General features: G+C 61.2%; 17 protein-coding genes. 16 read left to right on the top strand and 1 reads right to left on the bottom strand.

Annotation, left to right across the window (positions count from 1 at the left end; translation table 11 throughout):
- Positions 1-3 precede the first annotated feature (3 nt).
- From ACIROY_RS10465 to ACIROY_RS10440, 6 genes are all read left to right on the top strand, one after another.
- A complete protein-coding gene (locus tag ACIROY_RS10465; protein WP_402273498.1) occupies positions 4-801 on the top strand; it encodes an ABC transporter permease in 798 nt (265 codons plus the stop codon).
- Positions 798-1,100, top strand: a complete 303-nt coding sequence (locus ACIROY_RS10460; RefSeq protein WP_402273500.1) for a (2Fe-2S)-binding protein — start codon at positions 798-800, stop codon at positions 1,098-1,100. The genes ACIROY_RS10465 and ACIROY_RS10460 overlap by 4 nt, the downstream gene beginning before the upstream one ends.
- Positions 1,097-2,515 carry an FAD-dependent oxidoreductase gene (locus ACIROY_RS10455; protein WP_402273502.1) on the top strand — a complete coding sequence of 473 codons (1,419 nt, stop codon included), beginning with the start codon at positions 1,097-1,099 and terminating at the stop codon, positions 2,513-2,515. The genes ACIROY_RS10460 and ACIROY_RS10455 overlap by 4 nt, the downstream gene beginning before the upstream one ends.
- Complete coding sequence (locus tag ACIROY_RS10450; protein ID WP_402273504.1) at positions 2,512-3,669, top strand: NAD(P)/FAD-dependent oxidoreductase; 1,158 nt, start codon at positions 2,512-2,514, stop codon at positions 3,667-3,669. The genes ACIROY_RS10455 and ACIROY_RS10450 overlap by 4 nt, the downstream gene beginning before the upstream one ends.
- A gap of 78 nt (positions 3,670-3,747) precedes the next feature.
- Entirely contained in the window at positions 3,748-4,797 is a 1,050-nt protein-coding gene (locus ACIROY_RS10445; protein ID WP_402341482.1) for an ABC transporter substrate-binding protein, read from the top strand.
- A 133-nt stretch (positions 4,798-4,930) separates the two neighbouring features.
- Positions 4,931-6,139: a PLP-dependent aminotransferase family protein gene (locus ACIROY_RS10440; protein ID WP_402273509.1), complete on the top strand. Its 1,209-nt coding sequence runs from the start codon at positions 4,931-4,933 to the stop codon at positions 6,137-6,139.
- Between the two features lie 21 nt (positions 6,140-6,160).
- Here the strand turns inward: ACIROY_RS10440 and gshA are convergent, their stop codons facing one another.
- Positions 6,161-7,765: a glutamate--cysteine ligase gene (gene gshA / locus ACIROY_RS10435; protein ID WP_402273512.1), complete on the bottom strand. Its 1,605-nt coding sequence runs from the start codon at positions 7,763-7,765 to the stop codon at positions 6,161-6,163.
- A gap of 195 nt (positions 7,766-7,960) precedes the next feature.
- Here gshA and folD point away from each other — a divergent pair, with 195 nt between their 5' ends.
- The 10 genes from folD to ACIROY_RS10385 all read left to right on the top strand — a co-directional run bounded on the left by folD (position 7,961) and on the right by ACIROY_RS10385 (position 18,889).
- The gene (folD, locus tag ACIROY_RS10430) at positions 7,961-8,806 is read left to right on the top strand and encodes a bifunctional methylenetetrahydrofolate dehydrogenase/methenyltetrahydrofolate cyclohydrolase FolD (RefSeq protein ID WP_116433698.1); all 846 of its coding nucleotides are present in this window, start codon (positions 7,961-7,963) and stop codon (positions 8,804-8,806) included.
- A 6-nt stretch (positions 8,807-8,812) separates the two neighbouring features.
- Positions 8,813-10,903, top strand: a complete 2,091-nt coding sequence (locus tag ACIROY_RS10425; RefSeq protein ID WP_402341480.1) for a M3 family metallopeptidase — start codon at positions 8,813-8,815, stop codon at positions 10,901-10,903.
- Positions 10,904-11,000: 97 nt separating this feature from the next.
- Positions 11,001-11,420 (top strand): DNA polymerase III subunit chi, encoded by a 420-nt coding sequence (locus ACIROY_RS10420; protein ID WP_402273518.1) that lies wholly within the window; start codon positions 11,001-11,003, stop codon positions 11,418-11,420.
- Positions 11,421-11,424: 4 nt separating this feature from the next.
- The gene (locus ACIROY_RS10415) at positions 11,425-11,940 is read left to right on the top strand and encodes a hypothetical protein (RefSeq protein WP_402341478.1); all 516 of its coding nucleotides are present in this window, start codon (positions 11,425-11,427) and stop codon (positions 11,938-11,940) included.
- 180 nt (positions 11,941-12,120) lie between these two features.
- Positions 12,121-13,428 carry a D-amino acid dehydrogenase gene (locus ACIROY_RS10410; protein ID WP_402273523.1) on the top strand — a complete coding sequence of 436 codons (1,308 nt, stop codon included), beginning with the start codon at positions 12,121-12,123 and terminating at the stop codon, positions 13,426-13,428.
- A gap of 308 nt (positions 13,429-13,736) precedes the next feature.
- A complete protein-coding gene (gene lpxO / locus ACIROY_RS10405; protein ID WP_402273525.1) occupies positions 13,737-14,636 on the top strand; it encodes a lipid A hydroxylase LpxO in 900 nt (299 codons plus the stop codon).
- A gap of 34 nt (positions 14,637-14,670) precedes the next feature.
- Positions 14,671-14,967: a hypothetical protein gene (locus ACIROY_RS10400; RefSeq protein ID WP_402273528.1), complete on the top strand. Its 297-nt coding sequence runs from the start codon at positions 14,671-14,673 to the stop codon at positions 14,965-14,967.
- Positions 14,968-15,183: 216 nt separating this feature from the next.
- Positions 15,184-16,224, top strand: coding sequence for a GGDEF domain-containing protein (locus ACIROY_RS10395; RefSeq protein ID WP_402273531.1), 1,041 nt, complete (start codon positions 15,184-15,186; stop codon positions 16,222-16,224).
- A 213-nt stretch (positions 16,225-16,437) separates the two neighbouring features.
- On the top strand, positions 16,438-17,508 hold the full coding sequence (locus ACIROY_RS10390; RefSeq protein ID WP_402273533.1) for an asparaginase: 1,071 nt from the start codon (positions 16,438-16,440) through the stop codon (positions 17,506-17,508).
- Positions 17,509-17,818: 310 nt separating this feature from the next.
- Complete coding sequence (locus ACIROY_RS10385) at positions 17,819-18,889, top strand: type II asparaginase (protein ID WP_402273535.1); 1,071 nt, start codon at positions 17,819-17,821, stop codon at positions 18,887-18,889.
- Positions 18,890-18,899 lie beyond the last annotated feature (10 nt).

The raw sequence follows: 18,899 nt of genomic DNA, 5'->3' as shown, positions 1-18,899 counted from the left end.
AATATGCGACGCAACGGTCCGATTGCCCTGCTCTTCCACGCGCTGGTGGTGACCTTCGTGCTGGCGCCGCTGGTGCTGGTATGCCTGGTCGCCTTCACGGCGCAAGACACTTTGTCACTGCCGTTTGCCGGCGCGTCCCTGCGCTGGTTCAAGGCGGTGTTCGATCACCCCGACTTTTTGCAATCCTTCTACAACAGCCTGCAATTGGCGCTGCTCTCGGCCACGCTGTCGGTCTGCATCGCTTTGCCGGCCGGCCTGGCGCTGGGACGCTATCGTTTCCCCGGACGCGACGCGCTCAACGGCCTGTTCCTGTCGCCGCTGATCATTCCGTCGCTGGTGCTCGGCGTGGCCTTCATGCGGATGTTTTCGGTGATGGGCATCACCGGTTCGTTCTTCTGGCTCGCCATTGCGCATACCGTCGTCATCACGCCCTATGTGCTGCGGATGGTATTGGCGGCGGTGATGGGCATCGACCGCAGCAGCGAACAGGCGGCGCAATCGCTCGGCGCAGGTCCGTGGACGGTGTTTCGCCGCATCACGCTGCCGGCGATCCTGCCTGGCCTGAGCGGCGGCTGGATGCTGGCCTTCATCAACAGCTTCGACGAGCTGACGATGTCGATCTTCGTCACCACGCCGGCCACCGTGACGCTGCCGGTGCGCATGTACATGTACGCCACCGAATCGATTGATCCGATGATGGCGTCGGTGTCGGCGCTGATGATCCTGATCACGGGTGGCGCCATGCTGATTCTTGACCGCCTGTATGGGCTTGACCGTATCCTCATCGGGGAACGCGTATGAGCCTGCTCAGGCGCGTGGCGGAACAGGAGCGCCAAAGCGTTTCATTCTGGCTCGACGGCAAGCCGCTCAGCGCGCGCGCCGGCGACAGCGTGCTGACGGCGATATTGACGCAGACCGATCAGTTGCGCCGCAGCGAATTCAGCGGTGCGCCGCGCGCCGGCTTTTGCCTGATCGGCTGCTGCCAGGATTGCTGGATGCGCAGCGAAAACGGCGTCGCCGTGCGCGCCTGCACCACCGAGATTGCGGAAGGCATGCGCCTGCTCAGCGGCACGGCTCCGTTAGCGGGAGAGACCAAGTGAGTTCCTCCCCGGCATCCCCGAACATTGTCATCATCGGCGCCGGACCGGCCGGTGTACGCGCAGCGCAGACGCTGGTGGAAGCCGGTCTGCGCCCGATCGTCATCGACGAAAACCGCCGCGCCGGCGGCCAGATCTACCGCCAGCCGCCGCCGGGTTTCGTACGCTCCAGGAAAGAACTCTACGGCTTCGAAGCCGCCAAGGCCGAAGCGCTGCACAGCAGCTTCGAACAACTGCGCGCGAAGATCGATTACCGTCCAGACACGCTGGTATGGAACTGTATGCCTGGCGATCCCGGACAACTCGACCTGCTGCACGCGCAACGCCATGCCGAACAAGCTTACTCGCACCTGATCCTGTGCACCGGCGCGCTCGACCGCGTGATGCCCTTCCCCGGCTGGACGCTGCCCGGCGTCTACACGCTGGGCGCGGCGCAGGTTGCACTGAAGGCGCAGGGCTGCGTGCTGGACGGCCGCGTCGTCATCGCCGGCTCCGGCCCGCTGCTGTATTTGCTGGCCTATCAATACACCAAGGCCGGCGCAAATGTGGTCGCCGTACTCGACACCGCGCGCTTCGGCGGCAAGCTGCGCGCGCTGCCGGCGCTGCTGCGCCAGCCGGTGACGTTCGCCAAGGGCCTGTATTTCATGGGCTGGCTGCGCGCCAAAGGAATCCCGCTCCTGGACGGCGTTGAACAGATCGCCGCCGACGGCAAGCAAGCCATCCAAAGCCTGCGCTGGACGCGCGCCGGCAAGACCACCGAGATCGCCTGCGATGCGCTGGCGACCGGCTTCGGCTTGCGCTCGGAAACCCAGCTGGCCGAACTGGCCGGTTGCCGTTTCGTCTTCGATGAACTCAACCAGCAATGGCTGCCGCAACGCGATGACGCCGGACGCAGCAGCGTGCCAGGCGTGTATCTGGCCGGCGACGGCAGCGGCATCGCCGGCGCCGACGCCGCCGAACTAAGCGGACGCGCCGCGGCGTTGGCCTTGCTGCAAGACCTCTGTCTGCCCGCGAGCGCCGCCGCCAAGGCCGCCGCGAAACAAGAAAGCCGGCGGCTGGCGCAGACGCTGCGCAGCAACTTGCAATTCCGCCAGGGACTGGAAACTGCTTTCCCGACCGCCGTGCACTGGGCGCGCGATTGCGCCGACGATCTGATGATTTGCCGCTGCGAAGAAATCACCGCCGGACAATTGCGCCGCAGCGTGCAGCAGGAAGGCACCGTTGAAATCAATCGCCTCAAGGCAATGACACGCGTCGGCATGGGCCGCTGCCAGGGCCGCATGTGCGGCGCGGCTGCAGCAGAAATTCTGGCCCACGCCACCGGCGTCAGCGTCGCCGAAGCAGGCCGCCTGCGCGTGCAGGCCCCGGTCAAGCCGATACCGGTCAGCGCCGCGCTGGCTGCGGAAGAACAAACATGAGTGCGCCCATGGACAAGGTCATCGACACCGACGTCGCCATCATCGGCGGCGGCCTCATGGGCACCTCGGCGGCGCTGGAATTGCGCCGCCAGCAACGCTCGGTGGTCGTGCTCGAACAAGGCTGGTGCGGGGCGCAAGCCAGCGGCGTGAACTACGGCGGCGTACGACGCCAGGGCCGCGCCGCCTGCCAGTTGCCGCTGTCGCAGCGCGCGCACGCGATCTGGCGCCGACTCGCACAAACCATCGGCAGCGACGGCGAATACATCGCCTCCGGCCATCTGAAACTGGCGCGCAGCGACGCCGACATGCAGGAGCTGATCGCCTATCGCGAGATGGCGGCCGCTTACGGACTGGAACTCGAATTGCTCGAAGCCGAGGCCCTGCGCCGCCGCTATCCATGGATAGGTAAGCAAGCTTATGGCGCATCGTTGTGCGCCGAAGACGGTCACGCCAATCCGCGCCTGATCGCTGCTGCGTTTGCGCGCACCGCCGAACAGGCCGGCGCACGACTGCTGCAACAGAGCGCCGTCCGGGAATGCAGTTTCGACGGCAATTATTTCGTACTGATCAACAGCCGCGGCGAGCGCGTGCGCAGCCGCTTCCTGCTCAATTGCAGCGGCGCCTGGGGCAAGGAAATCGCCGAACGTTTCGGCGAAACCGTCTTGGAACAGGCGATCTATCCCAACATGTGCGTGACCGAACCGCTGCCGCCGCTGATGAACCTGAGCCTGGGCGTGGTCGGCGGCGCGTTTTACGCACGCCAGGTCGAGCGCGGCAACGTCGTGCTCGGCGGCGGTCGCGGCATCGGCAACCTGGCGCTGGATGCCACGCGGCCGCGTGCAAGCTCCAGCTTCAAGGCGCTGGCTGCGCTGACGGAGATGGTGCCGGCGCTGCGCAACGCGCTGGTGATCCGCACCTGGAGCGGCGTCGAAGGCGAGACGCCCGATCACCAGCCGGTCATCGGCCCGAGCGCCACTACGCCGGGCCTGTTGCATGCATTCGGTTTTTCGGGGGCGGGTTTCCAGCTCGCCCCGGCCGTCGGCGAAGTATTGGCCGAACTGGTCACCAAAGGAGAAAGCAGCACCCCGATTGACGCATTTTCAATCAAGCGATTTGCCGTTTCACAGCCATCAAAAGAAGAATCAAGGGTTTAACCGTTTCAAGTTGAAAAGTTTGAATTCCCCGGCTCACAAGGTTCCGGGGGTCGTTTTTACCGCCAAGGAGATCCACAAATGAACATGAAATATCTGACGCTGACCTGTATCCTGACCGCCGTCCTCGGCGTGTGGTCGTCTGCCCAGGCCCAGACCAAAACCCTGTACGTCGGCATGAACGGCGGCACCATGGAAAAGAATTACACCTCGGGAATCTTCCCCGATTTCGAGAAAGCCAATAACGTCAAGGTCGTGGTCGTGCCCGGCACCTCGTCCGACATCATCGCCAAGATGCAGGCGCAAAAAGACAAGCCGCAAATGCACGTGGTCTTCCTCGACGACGGCGTGATGTACCGCGCGGTCAACATGGGCCTGTGCGAAAAAGTGCGCGACACCCCGGTACTCAAGGACCTCTATCCGTTCGCACGCCTGGCCAACGACCAGGCCGTGGCGGTCGACATGGGCGTGGTCGGTATCGGCTACAACAAGAAGATGTTCGCTGAAAAGAACTGGCCTGCGCCGACCTCGTGGCTGGATTTCGCCGATCCGAAGTACAAGCAGAAGGTCGTGTTCCAGTCCATCTCAAGCAGCACCTTCGGTCTGTATGGTTTCATGATGTACAACCGCCTGGTCGGCGGCACCGACAAGAACATCGAGCCGGGCTTCAAGAAATGGCCTACCTCGGTCGGTCCCAACGTGCTCGAATATCTGTCGAGCTCGGCCAAGATTTCGGAAATGATCCAAACCAACGAAGCCGCGATCTTCCCGCTGACCGTGACTGCCATCGCCAACCTCAAGGCCAAGGGCATCCCGGCCGAGTTCGTCACGCCGAAAGAAGGCGGCGTGCTGCTGATGGTCGGCGCCTGTGCGCTCAAGAACAACAGCGAGCCTGACCTATCGCAAAAGCTGATCGAATATCTGCTCAGCGTGCCGGCGCAAACCAAGGGCATGGAGATGGCCGCGTCGATCCCGGTCAACCGCAACGTCAAGCTGACCGAAGCGGCGCAGGCCAAGCTCGGCGGCAAGACCGAAGTCCTGACCAAGAACATGAACACCATCGATTGGGATTCGGTCAACGAAAAACGCACCGAGTGGAACAACCGCTGGAACCGCATGGTTGAGCAGTAATTGGGTTAGGTGCGTCGGATCTCGGTCCGGTGCACACAACTTAAGTCTTTTTCAGGATTTATCAGGAACCGGCGGCATGGCTCCATGCCCGCCGGCTTCCTCTCCTTCCGCATTCTGCACATCTGCACACGCCATGAAACCAGCCTATCGTTTTAACCCCGCGTTTCAGACGCCGCAGGGTTCCCCTATTCGCGAGCTGTTCAAGTACACCCAACAGCAGGGCATGATCTCGTTTGCCGGCGGCTATCCCTCGCCGGCGCTGTTCGACGCCGAAGCGCTGGCGCATAGCGGTGCCGCCGTGTTGCGGGAGTCGCCGACGGCCTGCCTGCAATACGGCGCGACCGAAGGCGTGCCGGCGCTGGCTGATGCATTGCGCACTCTCACGCGCGAGCGCACCGGCGGCAAGGCTGCGGCGGAAAACCTGCTGATCACCACAGGCTCGCAGCAAGCTTTCGAACTGCTGCTGCGCGTGCTGGTCGGTCCCGGCGATTGCGTGGCGATTGAGCGGCCGGCTTACCCCGCCGCGATTCAGGCCCTGCGGCTGGCCAATGCCGACATGCTGGAAATCCCCAGCGACGACGACGGCATGGATACGCAAGCGCTGGAAAAAATGCTGCTGGCCGGCGCCCGTCCCAAGCTGCTGTATGTGGTGCCGACCTTTGCCAATCCTACCGGCGCAACCCTGCCGCTGGCGCGCCGCCGCCATCTTCTGGAACTGGCGGTGCGCTATCAGATGCTGGTGATTGAAGACGATCCTTACGGGGAATTGCGCTTTGCCGGTGCGCCGCAAGCGCTGTTGCTGGAAGTCGCCGCCGAGGTCCCGGGCGGTCCCGACTGGCTGGTCTATCTGTCGAGCCTGTCGAAGATCGTCGCGCCCGGCCTGCGCATCGGCTGGATGAGCGGCCCCGCCGAAATCCTGCGGCGCGCGGTCATCGCCAAGCAGACCGGCGACCTGTGCACGGCGCCGTGGATGCAGCTCGCCGCCGCACGCTATCTGCACGACGGCTGCCTGGCGCGACACCTGCCGACCATCATTGCGACCTACAAGGAGCGTTGCGAGACCATGCTGACAGCCTTGCAGGAATGTTTCGGCGACACGCTGGAAGTCACGGTCCCGCAAGGCGGCATGTTCGTGTGGGCACGCTGGCGCGATGGCACGGAAGCCAACGCACTATTGCAAAAGGCGGTTCTTGAGAATGTGATGTATGTGCCGGGCAGCGCCTTCTATGCCGGCACCGCCGATCCGGCGCGGCTGCGACTGTCGTTCGCCACGGCTTCGCCGAAAGAAATCAGGACCGGGGTGGCGCGCCTGAAAACGGCGCATGACAAATTGAGGGGCTGACCTCAGCGCGAGCAATCTTGCTCAGACGCTGATATTGCCCAGCGTGCTGGCGCGATAGGCGGCCACGAAGGTATCGAAATCACCGACCTGGGTGCGCTCGATCGATTGCTGATCTTCGATCGACGTGTTGGCGGTGGCGACGAATTCTGCGGTTTGCTCTGCGCTCAGCGGGCGCGCCAGGAATTGCGCGGCCTGCTCCTTGCTCTGGTTCAGTGCAAAGGCGGCGAAGGAGTTGCCGGCCGCACGCACTTCACGCAGCACGCGCGCCGACGGCGTCAGCTCGGCATCGCGCAATTTCTCACGCTGCGCCTGCAGCGCCTCTGCATGCTCGGAACCGCCGGCCTGGGCATCCAGCAAATCGGCGATCGGCTGCATGCGTTCCAGCAGCGAGAGGCCCCAGTCCTGCAAGCCAACCTCTTTGCCTTCCTGTTCCAGCTGCAAACCGGGACGACGACCTTCCTTGACCACGCGCGAGAAATTGCAGCGGCTTTCGGCGCCGCTCTCGTCGGAGGTCAGCGAGCTCTCTTCAAACGCGATGAAATGCAGGAACACGTCGAGGAAGCGCGACGCCTTCAGGCTCACGCCGAGCGGCTCGAACGGGTCGATGTCCATGCAACGCACTTCGACGTATTGCACGCCGCGCGCCGCCAGCGCCTGCACCGGCCGTTCGCCGCTGTAGATCACGCGCTTGGGACGGATCGCCGAGTAGAACTCGTTTTCGATCTGCAAGATATTGGTGTTGATCTGGATCCATTCGCCGTCACGCTTGGTGCCGAGTTCTTCGTACGCGGGGTACGGTTGGCTGACCGCCTGCGACAGGCTTCTTATGTAGCTATGCAGGTTGTTGTAATGCGGCGTGATGTTGGCCTGGGCGTTGCTCTGGTAGCCGAGGTCGCTCATGCGCAGGCTGGTGGCGTACGGCAGGTAGAGCGTGTCGTCGCTGAGCGTCTCCAGCTTGTGCGGACGGCCGCGCAGGAAATTCGTCGCCAGCGCCGGCGAGGCGCCGAACAGATACATCAGCAGCCAGCTGTAGCGGCGGAAATTGCGGATCAGCGCGATATAGCTTTCCGACTGGTAATCGCGCGCCGAGAACGACGGCTCGACGCTTTGCTCGCGATCGTCCAGCTCGCGCAACAAGGTCCAGACGTCTTCGCTGAGCGAGAAGTTGTAGTGGATGCCGGCGATGCATTGCATGGTCTTGCCGTAGCGCAGCGCCAGGCCGCGCCGGTAGACGTGCTTCAGCGTGCCGATGTGCGAGGTGCCGTACCAGGCGATGGGAATGTCTTCTTCGGGCGGCAGCACACAGGGCATGGACTCGTTCCACAGCAGTTCGCCGTTCAGATTGGCGTGCACGAAGCGGTGGATTTCATCGAGGCGTTGGAGCGCCTCGGCGATGTCGTGTTTGGCCGGGGTGATGAATTCCAGCAAGGATTCCGAATAGTCGGTGGTGATCTGCTCATTGGTCAGCGCCGAGCCGAGCACGGCCGGATGCGGCGTGGTCGCCAGCTGTCCGTTCGTGGTCACCCGCAAGGTTTCCCGTTCCACGCCGCGCAGACCACGACCGAGCAGCGCACGGTTTTCCGGGCTGGCAAAAAGGGCTAGGCGGCGGGTCAGCAGATCGGTCATGCAAGGTCCTCAGATGTCACTCAATTCGATTGGTTGGCGGAGCATAACCGAAAATTAAAATCAGCGTTGTCCGACGCCCCGGTGTCGAAATCGGGACGACGACTCGCATCCCGTCCGTCCACGGCTCCGCGACCGCCGAAGGCAAGGCCCCTTATAATGACGCTTTATTTTCCCTCTTTTTCAGCCCCAGCCACCATGCCAGCACAACTCATCGACGGTAACCTGCTCTCCCAACAACTGCGCGCCGACGTCGCCAAACGCGCCGCCGCCCTCACCGCCAAGGGCAAACAGGCCGGCCTGGCCGTGATCCTGGTGGGCGACAGCCCGGCCTCGCAGGTCTACGTACGCAACAAGGTCAAGGCCTGTGAAGACAACGGCCTGCACTCGGTGCTGGAAAAATACGACGCCGCCCTGACCGAGGCCGAGTTGCTGGCGCGCATCGACGCCCTGAACAAGGACCCGAAGATCAACGGCATCCTGGTGCAATTGCCGCTGCCGGCACATATCGACGCCCATAAGGTAATCGAAGCGATTGCCGCCGAAAAGGACGTCGACGGTTTCCACGTCAGCAATGCCGGCCTGCTGATGACCGGCCAGCCGCTGTTCCGCCCGTGCACGCCTTACGGCGTCATGAAGATGCTGGAATCCATCGATTATCCGGTGCGCGGCGCCAATGCCGTGGTGGTCGGCGCTTCCAACATCGTCGGCAAGCCGCAGGCCATGTTGCTCTTGCAAGCCGGGGCTACCGTCACTATCTGTAATTCAAAGACCCGCGATCTGGGCCACCATACCCGCCAGGCAGACATTCTGGTGGTGGCCACCGGCAAGCGCAACATCGTCACCGCCGACATGGTCAAACCCGGCGCAGTCGTTATTGATGTCGGCATGAACCGCGACGATAACGGAAAGTTGTGCGGCGATGTGGATTTCGCCAATGCCAAGGAAGTCGCAGGTTACATCACCCCCGTGCCCGGCGGCGTGGGCCCGATGACCATCACCATGTTGCTGGTCAACACCATTGAAGCTGCTGAAAGAACCTGAGTTCCTATGACGACCACTACAGATACTGCGATTACTCCTGACAACAACCCGCTGCTGGACTTTTCGGGTCTGGCGCGTTTCGACGCCATCAAGCCTGAACACGTCACACCGGCCGTCGACACGCTGCTGGCCAAGGCCGCCGCACTGGTCACCGAGTTGGAAGCGCCGATGGCGCAGGTGACATGGGCCAATTTCGTCGAGCCGCTGGAAAACGCCACCGAGCAGCTGGGCCGCGCCTGGAGCATCGTCGGGCATCTGAATTCGGTGGTCGATACGCCGGAACTGCGCGCCACTTACAATGAAAACCAGCCTCGTCTGGTCGAGTTCTGGACTGCGCTGGGCCAGAACCTGGCGCTGTTCGAAAAATACAAGGCGGTGCAAAACGGCCCGGAATACGCCAGCCTGTCAGGCGCCCGCAAGAAGGTCATCGACAACGCCGTGCGCGACTTCCGCCTGTCCGGCGCCGAGCTGTCCGACGACCAAAAGGAACGCTTCGCCGAGATCCAGGAAAAGTCGGCCGCGCTGACCACCCGCTTCTCGGAAAACATCCTCGACGCCACCAACGACTTCGGCCTGTTCGTTGAAAACGAAACCGACCTGGCCGGCCTGCCGGACGACGTCAAGGAAGCTGCACGCGCGGCTGCCGAAAAAGACGGGACGCCGGGTTTCAAATTCACGCTGCATTTCCCGTCCTACTTCCCGATCCTGCAATACGCGCACAGCCGCAGCCTGCGCGAGCAGATCTATCGCGCCAACGCCACCAAGGCCTCGGAGCTGGGCGCCAAGCCGGAATGGGACAACACCGCCAACATGCAGGAAATCCTGCAATTGCGCCATGAAGAAGCCGTGATGCTGGGCTTCAAGAATTTTGCAGAGCTGTCGCTGGTGCCGAAGATGGCGCAGTCGCCGCAAGAAGTCATCGGCTTCCTCGAAGACCTGGGCCGCCGCGCGCGTTCCTATGGTGAAAAGGACTGGGAAGAACTGCGCGCCTTCGCGAAGGACGAGCTCGGCATCGACACGATCGAAGCCTGGGACATGACCTACGCCGCTGAAAAGCTGCGTGAACAGCGCTATGCCTTCTCGGAGCAGGAAGTGAAGCAATATTTCCCTGAGCCGAAGGTAACCGAAGGCCTGTTCCAGGTCATCCAGCGCCTGTTTAACGTCAGCATCAAACCCGACAGCGCCCCGGTCTGGCATCCGGATGTGAAATTCTTCCGCATCGAACGCGACGGCAAACTGGTCGGCCAGTTCTATCTCGATCTGTACGCCCGCAGCGGCAAGCGCGGCGGCGCCTGGATGGACGACGCCCGCAGCCGCCGCATGACGGCCAACGGCGTGCAGACGCCGATCGCCTACCTGGTCTGCAACTTCACCGAACCGATGACCGTTGACGGTGTGAAGAAGCCGGCGCTGTTCACCCACGATGAAGTCATCACGCTGTTCCACGAATCCGGCCACGGCCTGCACCACATGTTGACGCAAGTCGACGAAGTCGGCGTGTCGGGCATCTCCGGCGTGGAATGGGACGCGGTCGAACTGCCGTCGCAGTTCATGGAAAACTTCTGCTGGGAATGGGACGTGCTGCAGCACATGACCGCCCACGCCGACACGGGTGCGCCGCTGCCGCGTGAACTGTTCGACAAGATGACCGCCGCCAAGAACTTCCAGTCCGGCCTGCAGATGCTGCGCCAGGTCGAGTTCTCGCTGTTCGACATGCATATCCATTACGACTACGACGCTTCCGGCAAGGACAGCGTGCAGTCGGTGCTGAACGCCGTGCGCGACAAGTTCGCCGTGATCCGCCCGCCGGAATTCAACCGCTTCCAGCATTCGTTCAGCCACATCTTCGCGGGCGGCTATGCGGCCGGCTATTACAGCTACAAGTGGGCGGAAGTCTTGTCGGCCGACGCTTACAGCGCGTTTGAAGAAGCCGCCGCCAAGGGCGACAATGTGGTCTCGATCGAAACCGGCCTGCGCTTCCAGAAAGAAATCCTGGCCGTCGGCGGTTCGCGTCCGGCGATCGAGTCGTTCAAGGCCTTCCGCGGCCGCGAACCGAGTATTGATGCTCTGCTACGTCATAGCGGCATGGCTGCCTAGCATTTCAACGTAGATCAATTAGTTTCGTACCGCCCGAAAACCCGCGAAGTTCGCTTCGCGGGTTTTCGTTATTCTGGGATATGTCTATACTTCGTCCATGACCCGCATCGATTTCCACAGCAATGTCCCCAATAAACTCGCCTACGCCTGCCGCCTGGTGCGCAAGGCGCGCGCCGCGCAGTGCAAGATCGTGCTGCTCGGCAAGGATCGCGGCGAACTGACCCAGCTCGATCAGCTGCTGTGGTCGTTCTCGGAACAGGACTTCATTCCCCATGTGCATGCCAACGATCCACTGGCGGCGCAGACGCCGGTGATCCTGACTGACAGCGAAGCCGTCGAGCTGCCGCACCATCACGTGCTGATCAACCTGTCGGGCAATACGCCGGAACATTTCGCCCGCTTCGAGCGCATGTTCGAGATCATCTCTTCGGACGAAGCCGACAAGGCCGCTGGCCGCGACCGTTACCGCTTCTATAAAGAACGCGGTTATCCTCTGAGCCACTTCGTCGCCGACTGAGATCATGAGCCAATCGTCCGCCGACAACAGCATCCCGCTCCTGACCGAGGTCATTGCTCCACCCGCCGCGCCGGAGAGCCAGGCGTCGCAGGCCTTGCAATGGGACGACCATCAGCCGCAACACAATCAGCATCATCAGCCGAATCACCAACCAGACTATCAGCAGCATTTCCAGCCGGAGCCGATCCAGGCCTTCCAGCCGCAATACCAGCCCACGTACGATGCGGCGCCGTTGCCGGTGGCTATCAGCACGCCGCTGCCGGCCGTTGCGCCGGAACCCAGCGCCGAACAACTGCGCCAGATTCGCCAGGACATCCAGGAAAACGTCATGCAGACGCTGCTGGGCCAGGTCGACAGCGTGCTGCACCAGCATCTGCAGGATCACCTCGCGGTCATCCTCGACAACATGGCCGACATCCTCAAGACCCGCGTGCGCGCCAGCCTGGAACAGGCGCTGGCCGAAACCGTGACGCAAGCGCTGGCGGAGGAAATGGCAAAATTTGAAAATGCAAAATATTAAGTTTTAAACAAAAATATTTTGTTTTTCAAACACATTTACTGCCTATTCATTAAAAAATAGAAATACAGACACGCTGATTGCTTACCTAAAAAACCGATTACTTCTTACAATTTCACCATTAAAGACCTGTGCCAGTCGGGGCGACTTGGGCAGGTTCTATCATCGAACAAGGAGAATGTGATGAAAGTCATCGTATTGGGAGCAGGCATCATCGGCACCGCGTCCGCGTGGTTCTTGAAGCGTGAAGGTCACGACGTCACCGTCATCGACCGCCAACCCGGCGCCGCCCAGGAAACCAGTTTCGCCAACGGTTGCCAGATTTCGGTCTCGCACGCCGAGCCCTGGGCCAATCCCTCCGCTCCGCTCAAGGTCCTGAAATGGCTGGGCAAGGAAGACGCCCCGCTGCTGTATCGCTTCCGTCCCGAATGGCTCCAATGGAAATGGGCCGTCAGCTTCCTGCGCGAATGTACGCCTGCGCGCACCGACGCCAACATCCGCCAGATCGTCGCCCTGTGTGAATACAGCCGCCAGACGCTGGTGGCCTTGCGGGCGGAAACCGGCATCCAGTACGATCACCTGAACAAGGGCATCCTGCACTTCTACACCGAAGAAAAGGAATTCGAGCTGTCGCTGCCGGCCGCCAAGCTGATGCGCGACCTCGGTTGCCAGCGCGACTCGATCAGCGCCGATGAAGTGATCAAGATCGAACCGGCCCTGGCCAGCATCCGCGACAAGATCGTCGGCGGCGACTTCACCGCCTCCGATGAGTCGGGCGACGTCTACAAGCTCACCACCGGCCTGGCGCAAAAGGCGGAAGACGCCGGCGTCGACTTCCAGTTCAACACCACCATCACGCGCCTGTTGACCGAAGGCACCGGCGCCGCCGCCAAAATCACCGGCGTTGAAGTCATCGACGGCGCAGGCCGCCACAAGGTGCTGCGCGCTGACGCCTTCGTGGTCGCCATGGGCAGCTTTTCGGAGCCGCTGCTGCGCCCATTGGGCATCAACCTGCTGCTGTATCCGGGCAAGGGCTATTCGGCGACCTACAAGGTCACCAATCCGGACGCGGCACCGACCGTCTCGCTGACCGACGACGGTTACAAGCTGGTGGTGTCGCGCCTGGGCGACCGCCTGCGCGTGGCCGGCACCTGCGAACTGAACGGCTACACCCGCGAGCTGAACACCACCCGCTGCGACGCCATCACGCGCCGCACCCGTGAACTGTTCCCGGACGGTTGCGATTACGACAACCCGGTCTACTGGACCGGCCTGCGCCCGCTGACGCCGTCGAACATTCCTTACGTCGGCAAGACCAAGTTCAACAATCTCTACCTCAACACCGGTCACGGCACGCTGGGCTGGACCATGGGTTGCGGCTCGGGCCGTGCGATTGCCGAAATCATTGCCGGCCGTCAACCCGAGATCGACTTCGGCTTCACCGGCCTGCCACGCAAGGCGCCCGGCAAGCTTTCTGCACAGCCTGCGTAATCTGGAGTAGTCCGGAACACCTCGGCGGCAGGCACGCCCTGCCGGTCACCGAATACCGTTTTGCCCCTCCTTGTCGACCCGGCCTGTTCTCCTTTTCAGGCCCGGTCGGCATTTTTTACGTTTCTTCACTGATCTCCCGCAAAGCTGCCCCAAACCGCTTGGTGTAGAATCAGCCCCATCCATCGTGGCGCATCCGCCCGATTTCCAGATCAAACTCTTACAGCATTGATATCGCGCATTGAGCGCTTATCTGGTGCGTATCTATACGAGATGGCCGCCGCTGCAGCCATCGTCATGAGGACATTGCAATGAAGTGGGTCGTTGTCGGCATTTATCTGTTTTCCATCCTGTTCATCCATTTCCGCGGAAAGGTGAGACTGCCGTTTTTCCGGCAATTCTTCGACCATTCCTCGATCATGGCGCCGATCAATCTGTTCATGTACGCCTTCTCGCGCGTGCCGGCCGTGCCTTATCCGGCGGTCAATGATTTCCAGAATCTGCACCTGCTCGACGACAACTGGGAAACCATCCGCGCCGAAGCCGTCAACCTGCAGAACATCTCCAAGATCAAGGCCGCCGAAAAGAATGACGACGCCGGCTTCAATTCCTTCTTCAAGGCCGGCTGGAAACGCTTTTACCTGAAGTGGTACGACGCCAGCCATCCGTCGGCCGAACAGTTCTGCCCCAAGACCGTTGAAATCCTGCGTCAGATCCCTTGCGTCAAGGCAGCGATGTTTGCCGAACTGGCGCCGGGCGGCACGCTCAATCCACATCGCGATCCCTACGCCGGTTCACTGCGCTATCACCTCGGCCTGGTCACACCCAACGACGACCGCTGCTTCATCGAAGTCGACGGTCAGCGTTACAGCTGGCGCGACGGCAAGAGCGTGGTGTTCGACGAAACTTTCATTCACTGGGCGCAGAACGGCGCCGAGACGAACCGCATCATCCTGTTCTGCGACGTCGAACGTCCGTTGCGTTATCGCTGGGCCCAGACCATCAACAAGTGGCTCGGCAAGACCATGATGACCGCCGCCAGCTCGCCCAACGAGACTGGCGACCAGACCGGTCGCATCAACAAGCTGTTCCGCTTTGTCTGGATCGCCGGCCAATACCGCCGCAAGTTCAAGAACTGGAATCGCAACGCCTATCGCGCCACCAAGTTCGGCCTGATCATCGCCGTCGCGCTGGCTATCATCTATCTGTAATTCCTCCGCTTTGCAGCGGCGCAATGCGAACAGCTTGCGCCGCATCGCTTCCCTTTCTTCCCTGCTCTTCCGCTTTCTGTTTTCCCCTGCTGCAACATTTCCGGTGAGCGGGAACGAAGCGTCCGGCGTGCATCCCGTAAATAGTTTGCACCGCGACGGCGCGCAGCTGAGCAATGGGTGTCGGATTGAGAAAAAAATCATCGCCGTACGCATCAAACTACACCCCCACACGACACGCTCCGCATCGCGCCATGCCAATATAGTGCGGACATTGCGCATAAAATCACGCGAAAATTTCCACTCGGAAATGAAAGCAAATTTTTCCTTTTGATTTTGCGTTAACTCAATAGCTGTTCCACTGAGCAGCGTGTAAAATCCCCTGCTTCATGGCTTGATTCATGGCGTGATTCTTGCGTAAGTTCTTATGCATTCTATGAATGGTAAAGCCTATCAAAACCTGCCGGCGGCGTTCGCACGCAACGTCAGCAGGTTCTTAGAGTACCCACTAAACATAGAATAATGTGCTCAAGCAGGAGTCGACATCCGGATGATGAAACAGCTTCTAAAGAACCTGGTAGATATCACAGCCCAGCGTGAAAACTCGCGCCTCGCCGGCGCAGTAATCACTGGCCTGTATGAACTGACCAAGGTCAAACAAATTCGCGTGCTCGACATCTTTTCGCTACGCGAAGAGATGTTCGTGCAAGAAAAGATGTACCTCAACGAGGGCCATCTGAGCACCATCGCCGAACACACGGAAGACGATCCCAAGGAACCGCTGAGCCACTATCCGGCCATCGTCGAATGCATCCGCGAGCACAAGAACGAACACTACGAAATCGCCGCCGACGGCTGGCACGTGCTGTGGCTGCCGGTATGGCTGCACGGCAAGGTCAACACCTGTCTCGAGATCCGCAATCCGCATGCCTACGACACCGCCACGCTGGAACTGATCGACGGCATCTTCGGCATCTACTGCAATTACCAAAGCCTGCTTGATTACAGCGAGCGCGACGCGCTGACCGGCCTGTTCAATCGCAAGACCTTCGACGAACAATTCTCGCGCCACGCCTTCGCACTGGCGCCGCATGAAGCGCATTCGCTCGACAACAACGAGCGCCGCAACGGCGGCGAGACCAAGGCGCACTGGCTGGCCGTGGTAGACATCGATCACTTCAAGCAGGTCAACGATCAGTTCGGCCATCTGTACGGCGACGAAGTGCTGATCCTGGTCGCCAATATCCTGCGCACCTCCTTCCGCTCGCACGACCGCATCTTCCGCTTCGGCGGCGAAGAGTTCGTGATCCTGCTGCGCTCGACCACGCTGGCCGACGCCAGCAAGATCTTCGGCCGCTTCCGCCAGCACGTGCAGGATTACGATTTCCCGCAGGTCGGCAAGGTCACCGTGAGCCTCGGCTTCGTCGGCATTTCGCAGGAAACGCCGGTGGTGATCCTGGGTCATGCCGATCAGGCTCTGTACCACGCCAAGAAGAACGGTCGCAACCGCATCTGCTACTACGATGAACTGGTCACTTCGGGCGTCCTCAGCAACGAAATTTCGACCAACGATATCGTCGAATTCTTCTAAATAATTAGCGTATTTTTTTCTTTTTAAAAGCCTATGCGCCTGCCGCATAATCTTTCAAAACTCATGCTTTAAAAGCATAAGACTTCGCAATCGCTATTCCGTACTATCCTTGCGTGCCGTTTCACAACGTAAAACTAACCGGTACGAATGTCGCCGTTGCGCGCATGTTCAGGGGCGCAATGGCGGGACCCATCTATTGCTCAGGAGATCCTTATGCAACATCTGAAGTTGAAACAACTCGGTGGCGTATTGCTGCTGTCGGCCGCCATGTCGCTGTCGGCACAGGCGCAAGAGAAGAAAGCCAACGTCGTCGTCATCGGCACCGGCGGCACCATCGCCGGTGCGGGCGCCTCCAGCGTCAACACCGCCGCCTATCAATCCGCAGTGGTCCCGGTCGACAAGATCATTGCCGCCGTGCCTGAAATCTCGAAGATCGCCAACGTGCGCGGCGAACAGATTTTCCAGATCGGCAGCGAAAGCTTCAACGACGAGCGCCTGCTGAAACTGGGCAAACGCGTTTCCGAACTGCTCAAGCAAAGCGACGTCGACGGCATCGTGATCACCCACGGCACCGACACCATCGAAGAAACCGCCTACTTCCTGAATCTGACTCTCAAGAGCGACAAGCCTGTCGTCGTGGTCGGCTCCATGCGTCCGGGCACCGCCCTGGGTGCAGACGGCGCGCTGAACCTGTATGACGCTGTGCTGGTGGCTTCCAGCAAGGACGCTGCCGGCAAAGGCACGCTGGTGGTCATGAACGACGAAATCCATTCCGGCCGCGACGTCACCAAGACCAACTCCTTCAAGGTCGAAACCTTCCGCTCGCCCTACGGCCCGTTGGGTTATGTGGTCGAAGGCAAACTGATGTTCTACCGCTTGCCGGCACGTCCGCACACCACGCAGACCGAGTTCGACATCGACAAGATCAACAGCCTGCCGCGCGTCGACATCGCCTACAACTACGGCAACGTCAGCCGCGCTGCGTATGACGCCTTCGTCACCGCAGGCGCCAAGGCGATCATCCATGACGGCACCGGCAACGGCAGCGTCGCCGAGCAGATCGTCCCGGTCCTGCAGGAAGTGCGCAGCAAGGGCCTGCAAGTGGTCCGCGCGACACGCACCGGCAGCGGCGTTGTGATCCGCAACGGCGAACAGAACGACGACAAGTTCGACTGGGTTGTCACCGACGACCAGAATCCACAAAAAGCACGCATCCTGACCGCGCTGGCGCTGACCAAGACCAACGACAGCAAGGAACTGCAAAAGATCTTGTGGAAGTACTGATGCCGGTTTAGCGGCGCGGGTTGCAGTTACGGCTGCAGCCGCTGCAGCACCGCATGTCTGCACCACGCCCGATGGCCTCCATCGGGCGTTTTTTATTGCGCTGCCGCCCTGCAGCGGCGCCAATCATCCGAATTCTCCGGGTTTTCCCGCTCTGTTCCGATTATCAAATAGACAATTCCGGCCGCACCATGGGCAGGTTCGTCGCCGACATACATCAACGGCAGGCCTGCATGCAATGGCCATCGCGCCCCTCCGGGCCGACACAGACCGTCCCCTGCTTCTTTCTTCGTTCAACAACAAGGAGACGCCCATGCTGCACCTGCAACCGAGACATCTCGCCGGACCCCTGCTTCTTTTCCTCGCCTCGTTCTGTCTCAGCCTGCAGGCACAGGAAAAGCCCAACATCCTGATCGTCGCCACCGGCGGCACCATCGCCGGCGCCAGCATCTCCAGCGTACGTTCGCCCGCCTACCAGTCGGCCGTGGTCCCGGTCGACCGCATCATCGCCGCCGTGCCCGACATCGCCAAAGTCGCCAACGTCACAGGCGAACAAATCTTCCAGGTCCCCAGCGAAAGCTTCAACGACGAGCGCCTGCTCAAGCTCGGCAAGCGTCTTGCGGAATTGCTCAGGCAACGCGACGTCGACGGCATCGTCGTCACGCACGGCGTCGACACGATCGAGGAAACCGCTTACTTCCTCAACCTCACGCTCAAGAGTCGCAAGCCGGTCGTGCTGGTCGGCGCCATGCGTCCGGGCACGGCACTCAGCTCGGACGGCGCGCTGAATCTTTATGAAGCGGTGCTGGTCGCCGCCAGCAAGGAAGCCGCCGGCAAGGGCACGCTGGTGGTCATGAACAACGAAATCCACTCCGGCCGCGACGTGACCATGAACGATGCGGTCAAGACCAATACGCTGCGTTCCCCCTACGGCCCGCTCGGCCTCGTCGTCGAAGGCAAGGTCATGTTCTACCGCCAGCCGACGCGTCCGCATACGGTCGCCAGTGAGTTCGACATCGACAAGCTGAGCACGCTGCCGCGCGTGGACATCGTCTACAACTACGGCAATGTCAGCCCGGTGGCATATGAAGCGCTGGCCAACGCCGGCGCCAAAGCCATCATCCACAACGGCACCGGCAACGGCAGCGTCGCCGAGCAGATCATCCCGGTATTGCAGGACATCCGCAGCAAGGGCATCCACGTGGTGCGCGCGTCGCGCACCGGCAACGGCGTGGTGATCCGCGACGGCGAGCAGCCGGACGATCGCTTCGACTGGCTGGTCACGGGCGACCAGAACCCGCAGAAGGCGCGCATCCTGATGGCGCTGGCACTGACCAGGACCAACGACCGCCAGACCTTGCAGGACATCCTGTGGAAATATTGATGGCAACGTA

Source organism: Herbaspirillum sp. NPDC101396 (assembly GCF_044767365.1).
Lineage (GTDB): Bacteria > Pseudomonadota > Gammaproteobacteria > Burkholderiales > Burkholderiaceae_D > Herbaspirillum.
Note: the sequence above shows the minus strand (reverse complement) of the source record. Positions and strands in the feature narration are given on the sequence as shown.

Excerpts from the sequence above, each read along its gene's own strand:
- ACIROY_RS10465 (WP_402273498.1), top strand. The coding sequence starts at position 4 with ATGCGACGCAACGGTCCGATTGCCCTGCTCTTCCACGCGCTGGTGGTG.
- ACIROY_RS10460 (WP_402273500.1), top strand. The coding sequence starts at position 798 with ATGAGCCTGCTCAGGCGCGTGGCGGAACAGGAGCGCCAAAGCGTTTCA.
- ACIROY_RS10450 (WP_402273504.1), top strand. The coding sequence starts at position 2,512 with ATGAGTGCGCCCATGGACAAGGTCATCGACACCGACGTCGCCATCATC.
- ACIROY_RS10445 (WP_402341482.1), top strand. The coding sequence starts at position 3,748 with ATGAACATGAAATATCTGACGCTGACCTGTATCCTGACCGCCGTCCTC.
- ACIROY_RS10440 (WP_402273509.1), top strand. The coding sequence starts at position 4,931 with ATGAAACCAGCCTATCGTTTTAACCCCGCGTTTCAGACGCCGCAGGGT.
- gshA (WP_402273512.1), bottom strand. The coding sequence starts at position 7,765 with ATGACCGATCTGCTGACCCGCCGCCTAGCCCTTTTTGCCAGCCCGGAA.
- folD (WP_116433698.1), top strand. The coding sequence starts at position 7,961 with ATGCCAGCACAACTCATCGACGGTAACCTGCTCTCCCAACAACTGCGC.
- ACIROY_RS10425 (WP_402341480.1), top strand. The coding sequence starts at position 8,813 with ATGACGACCACTACAGATACTGCGATTACTCCTGACAACAACCCGCTG.
- ACIROY_RS10420 (WP_402273518.1), top strand. The coding sequence starts at position 11,001 with ATGACCCGCATCGATTTCCACAGCAATGTCCCCAATAAACTCGCCTAC.
- ACIROY_RS10415 (WP_402341478.1), top strand. The coding sequence starts at position 11,425 with ATGAGCCAATCGTCCGCCGACAACAGCATCCCGCTCCTGACCGAGGTC.
- ACIROY_RS10410 (WP_402273523.1), top strand. The coding sequence starts at position 12,121 with ATGAAAGTCATCGTATTGGGAGCAGGCATCATCGGCACCGCGTCCGCG.
- lpxO (WP_402273525.1), top strand. The coding sequence starts at position 13,737 with ATGAAGTGGGTCGTTGTCGGCATTTATCTGTTTTCCATCCTGTTCATC.
- ACIROY_RS10395 (WP_402273531.1), top strand. The coding sequence starts at position 15,184 with ATGATGAAACAGCTTCTAAAGAACCTGGTAGATATCACAGCCCAGCGT.
- ACIROY_RS10390 (WP_402273533.1), top strand. The coding sequence starts at position 16,438 with ATGCAACATCTGAAGTTGAAACAACTCGGTGGCGTATTGCTGCTGTCG.
- ACIROY_RS10385 (WP_402273535.1), top strand. The coding sequence starts at position 17,819 with ATGCTGCACCTGCAACCGAGACATCTCGCCGGACCCCTGCTTCTTTTC.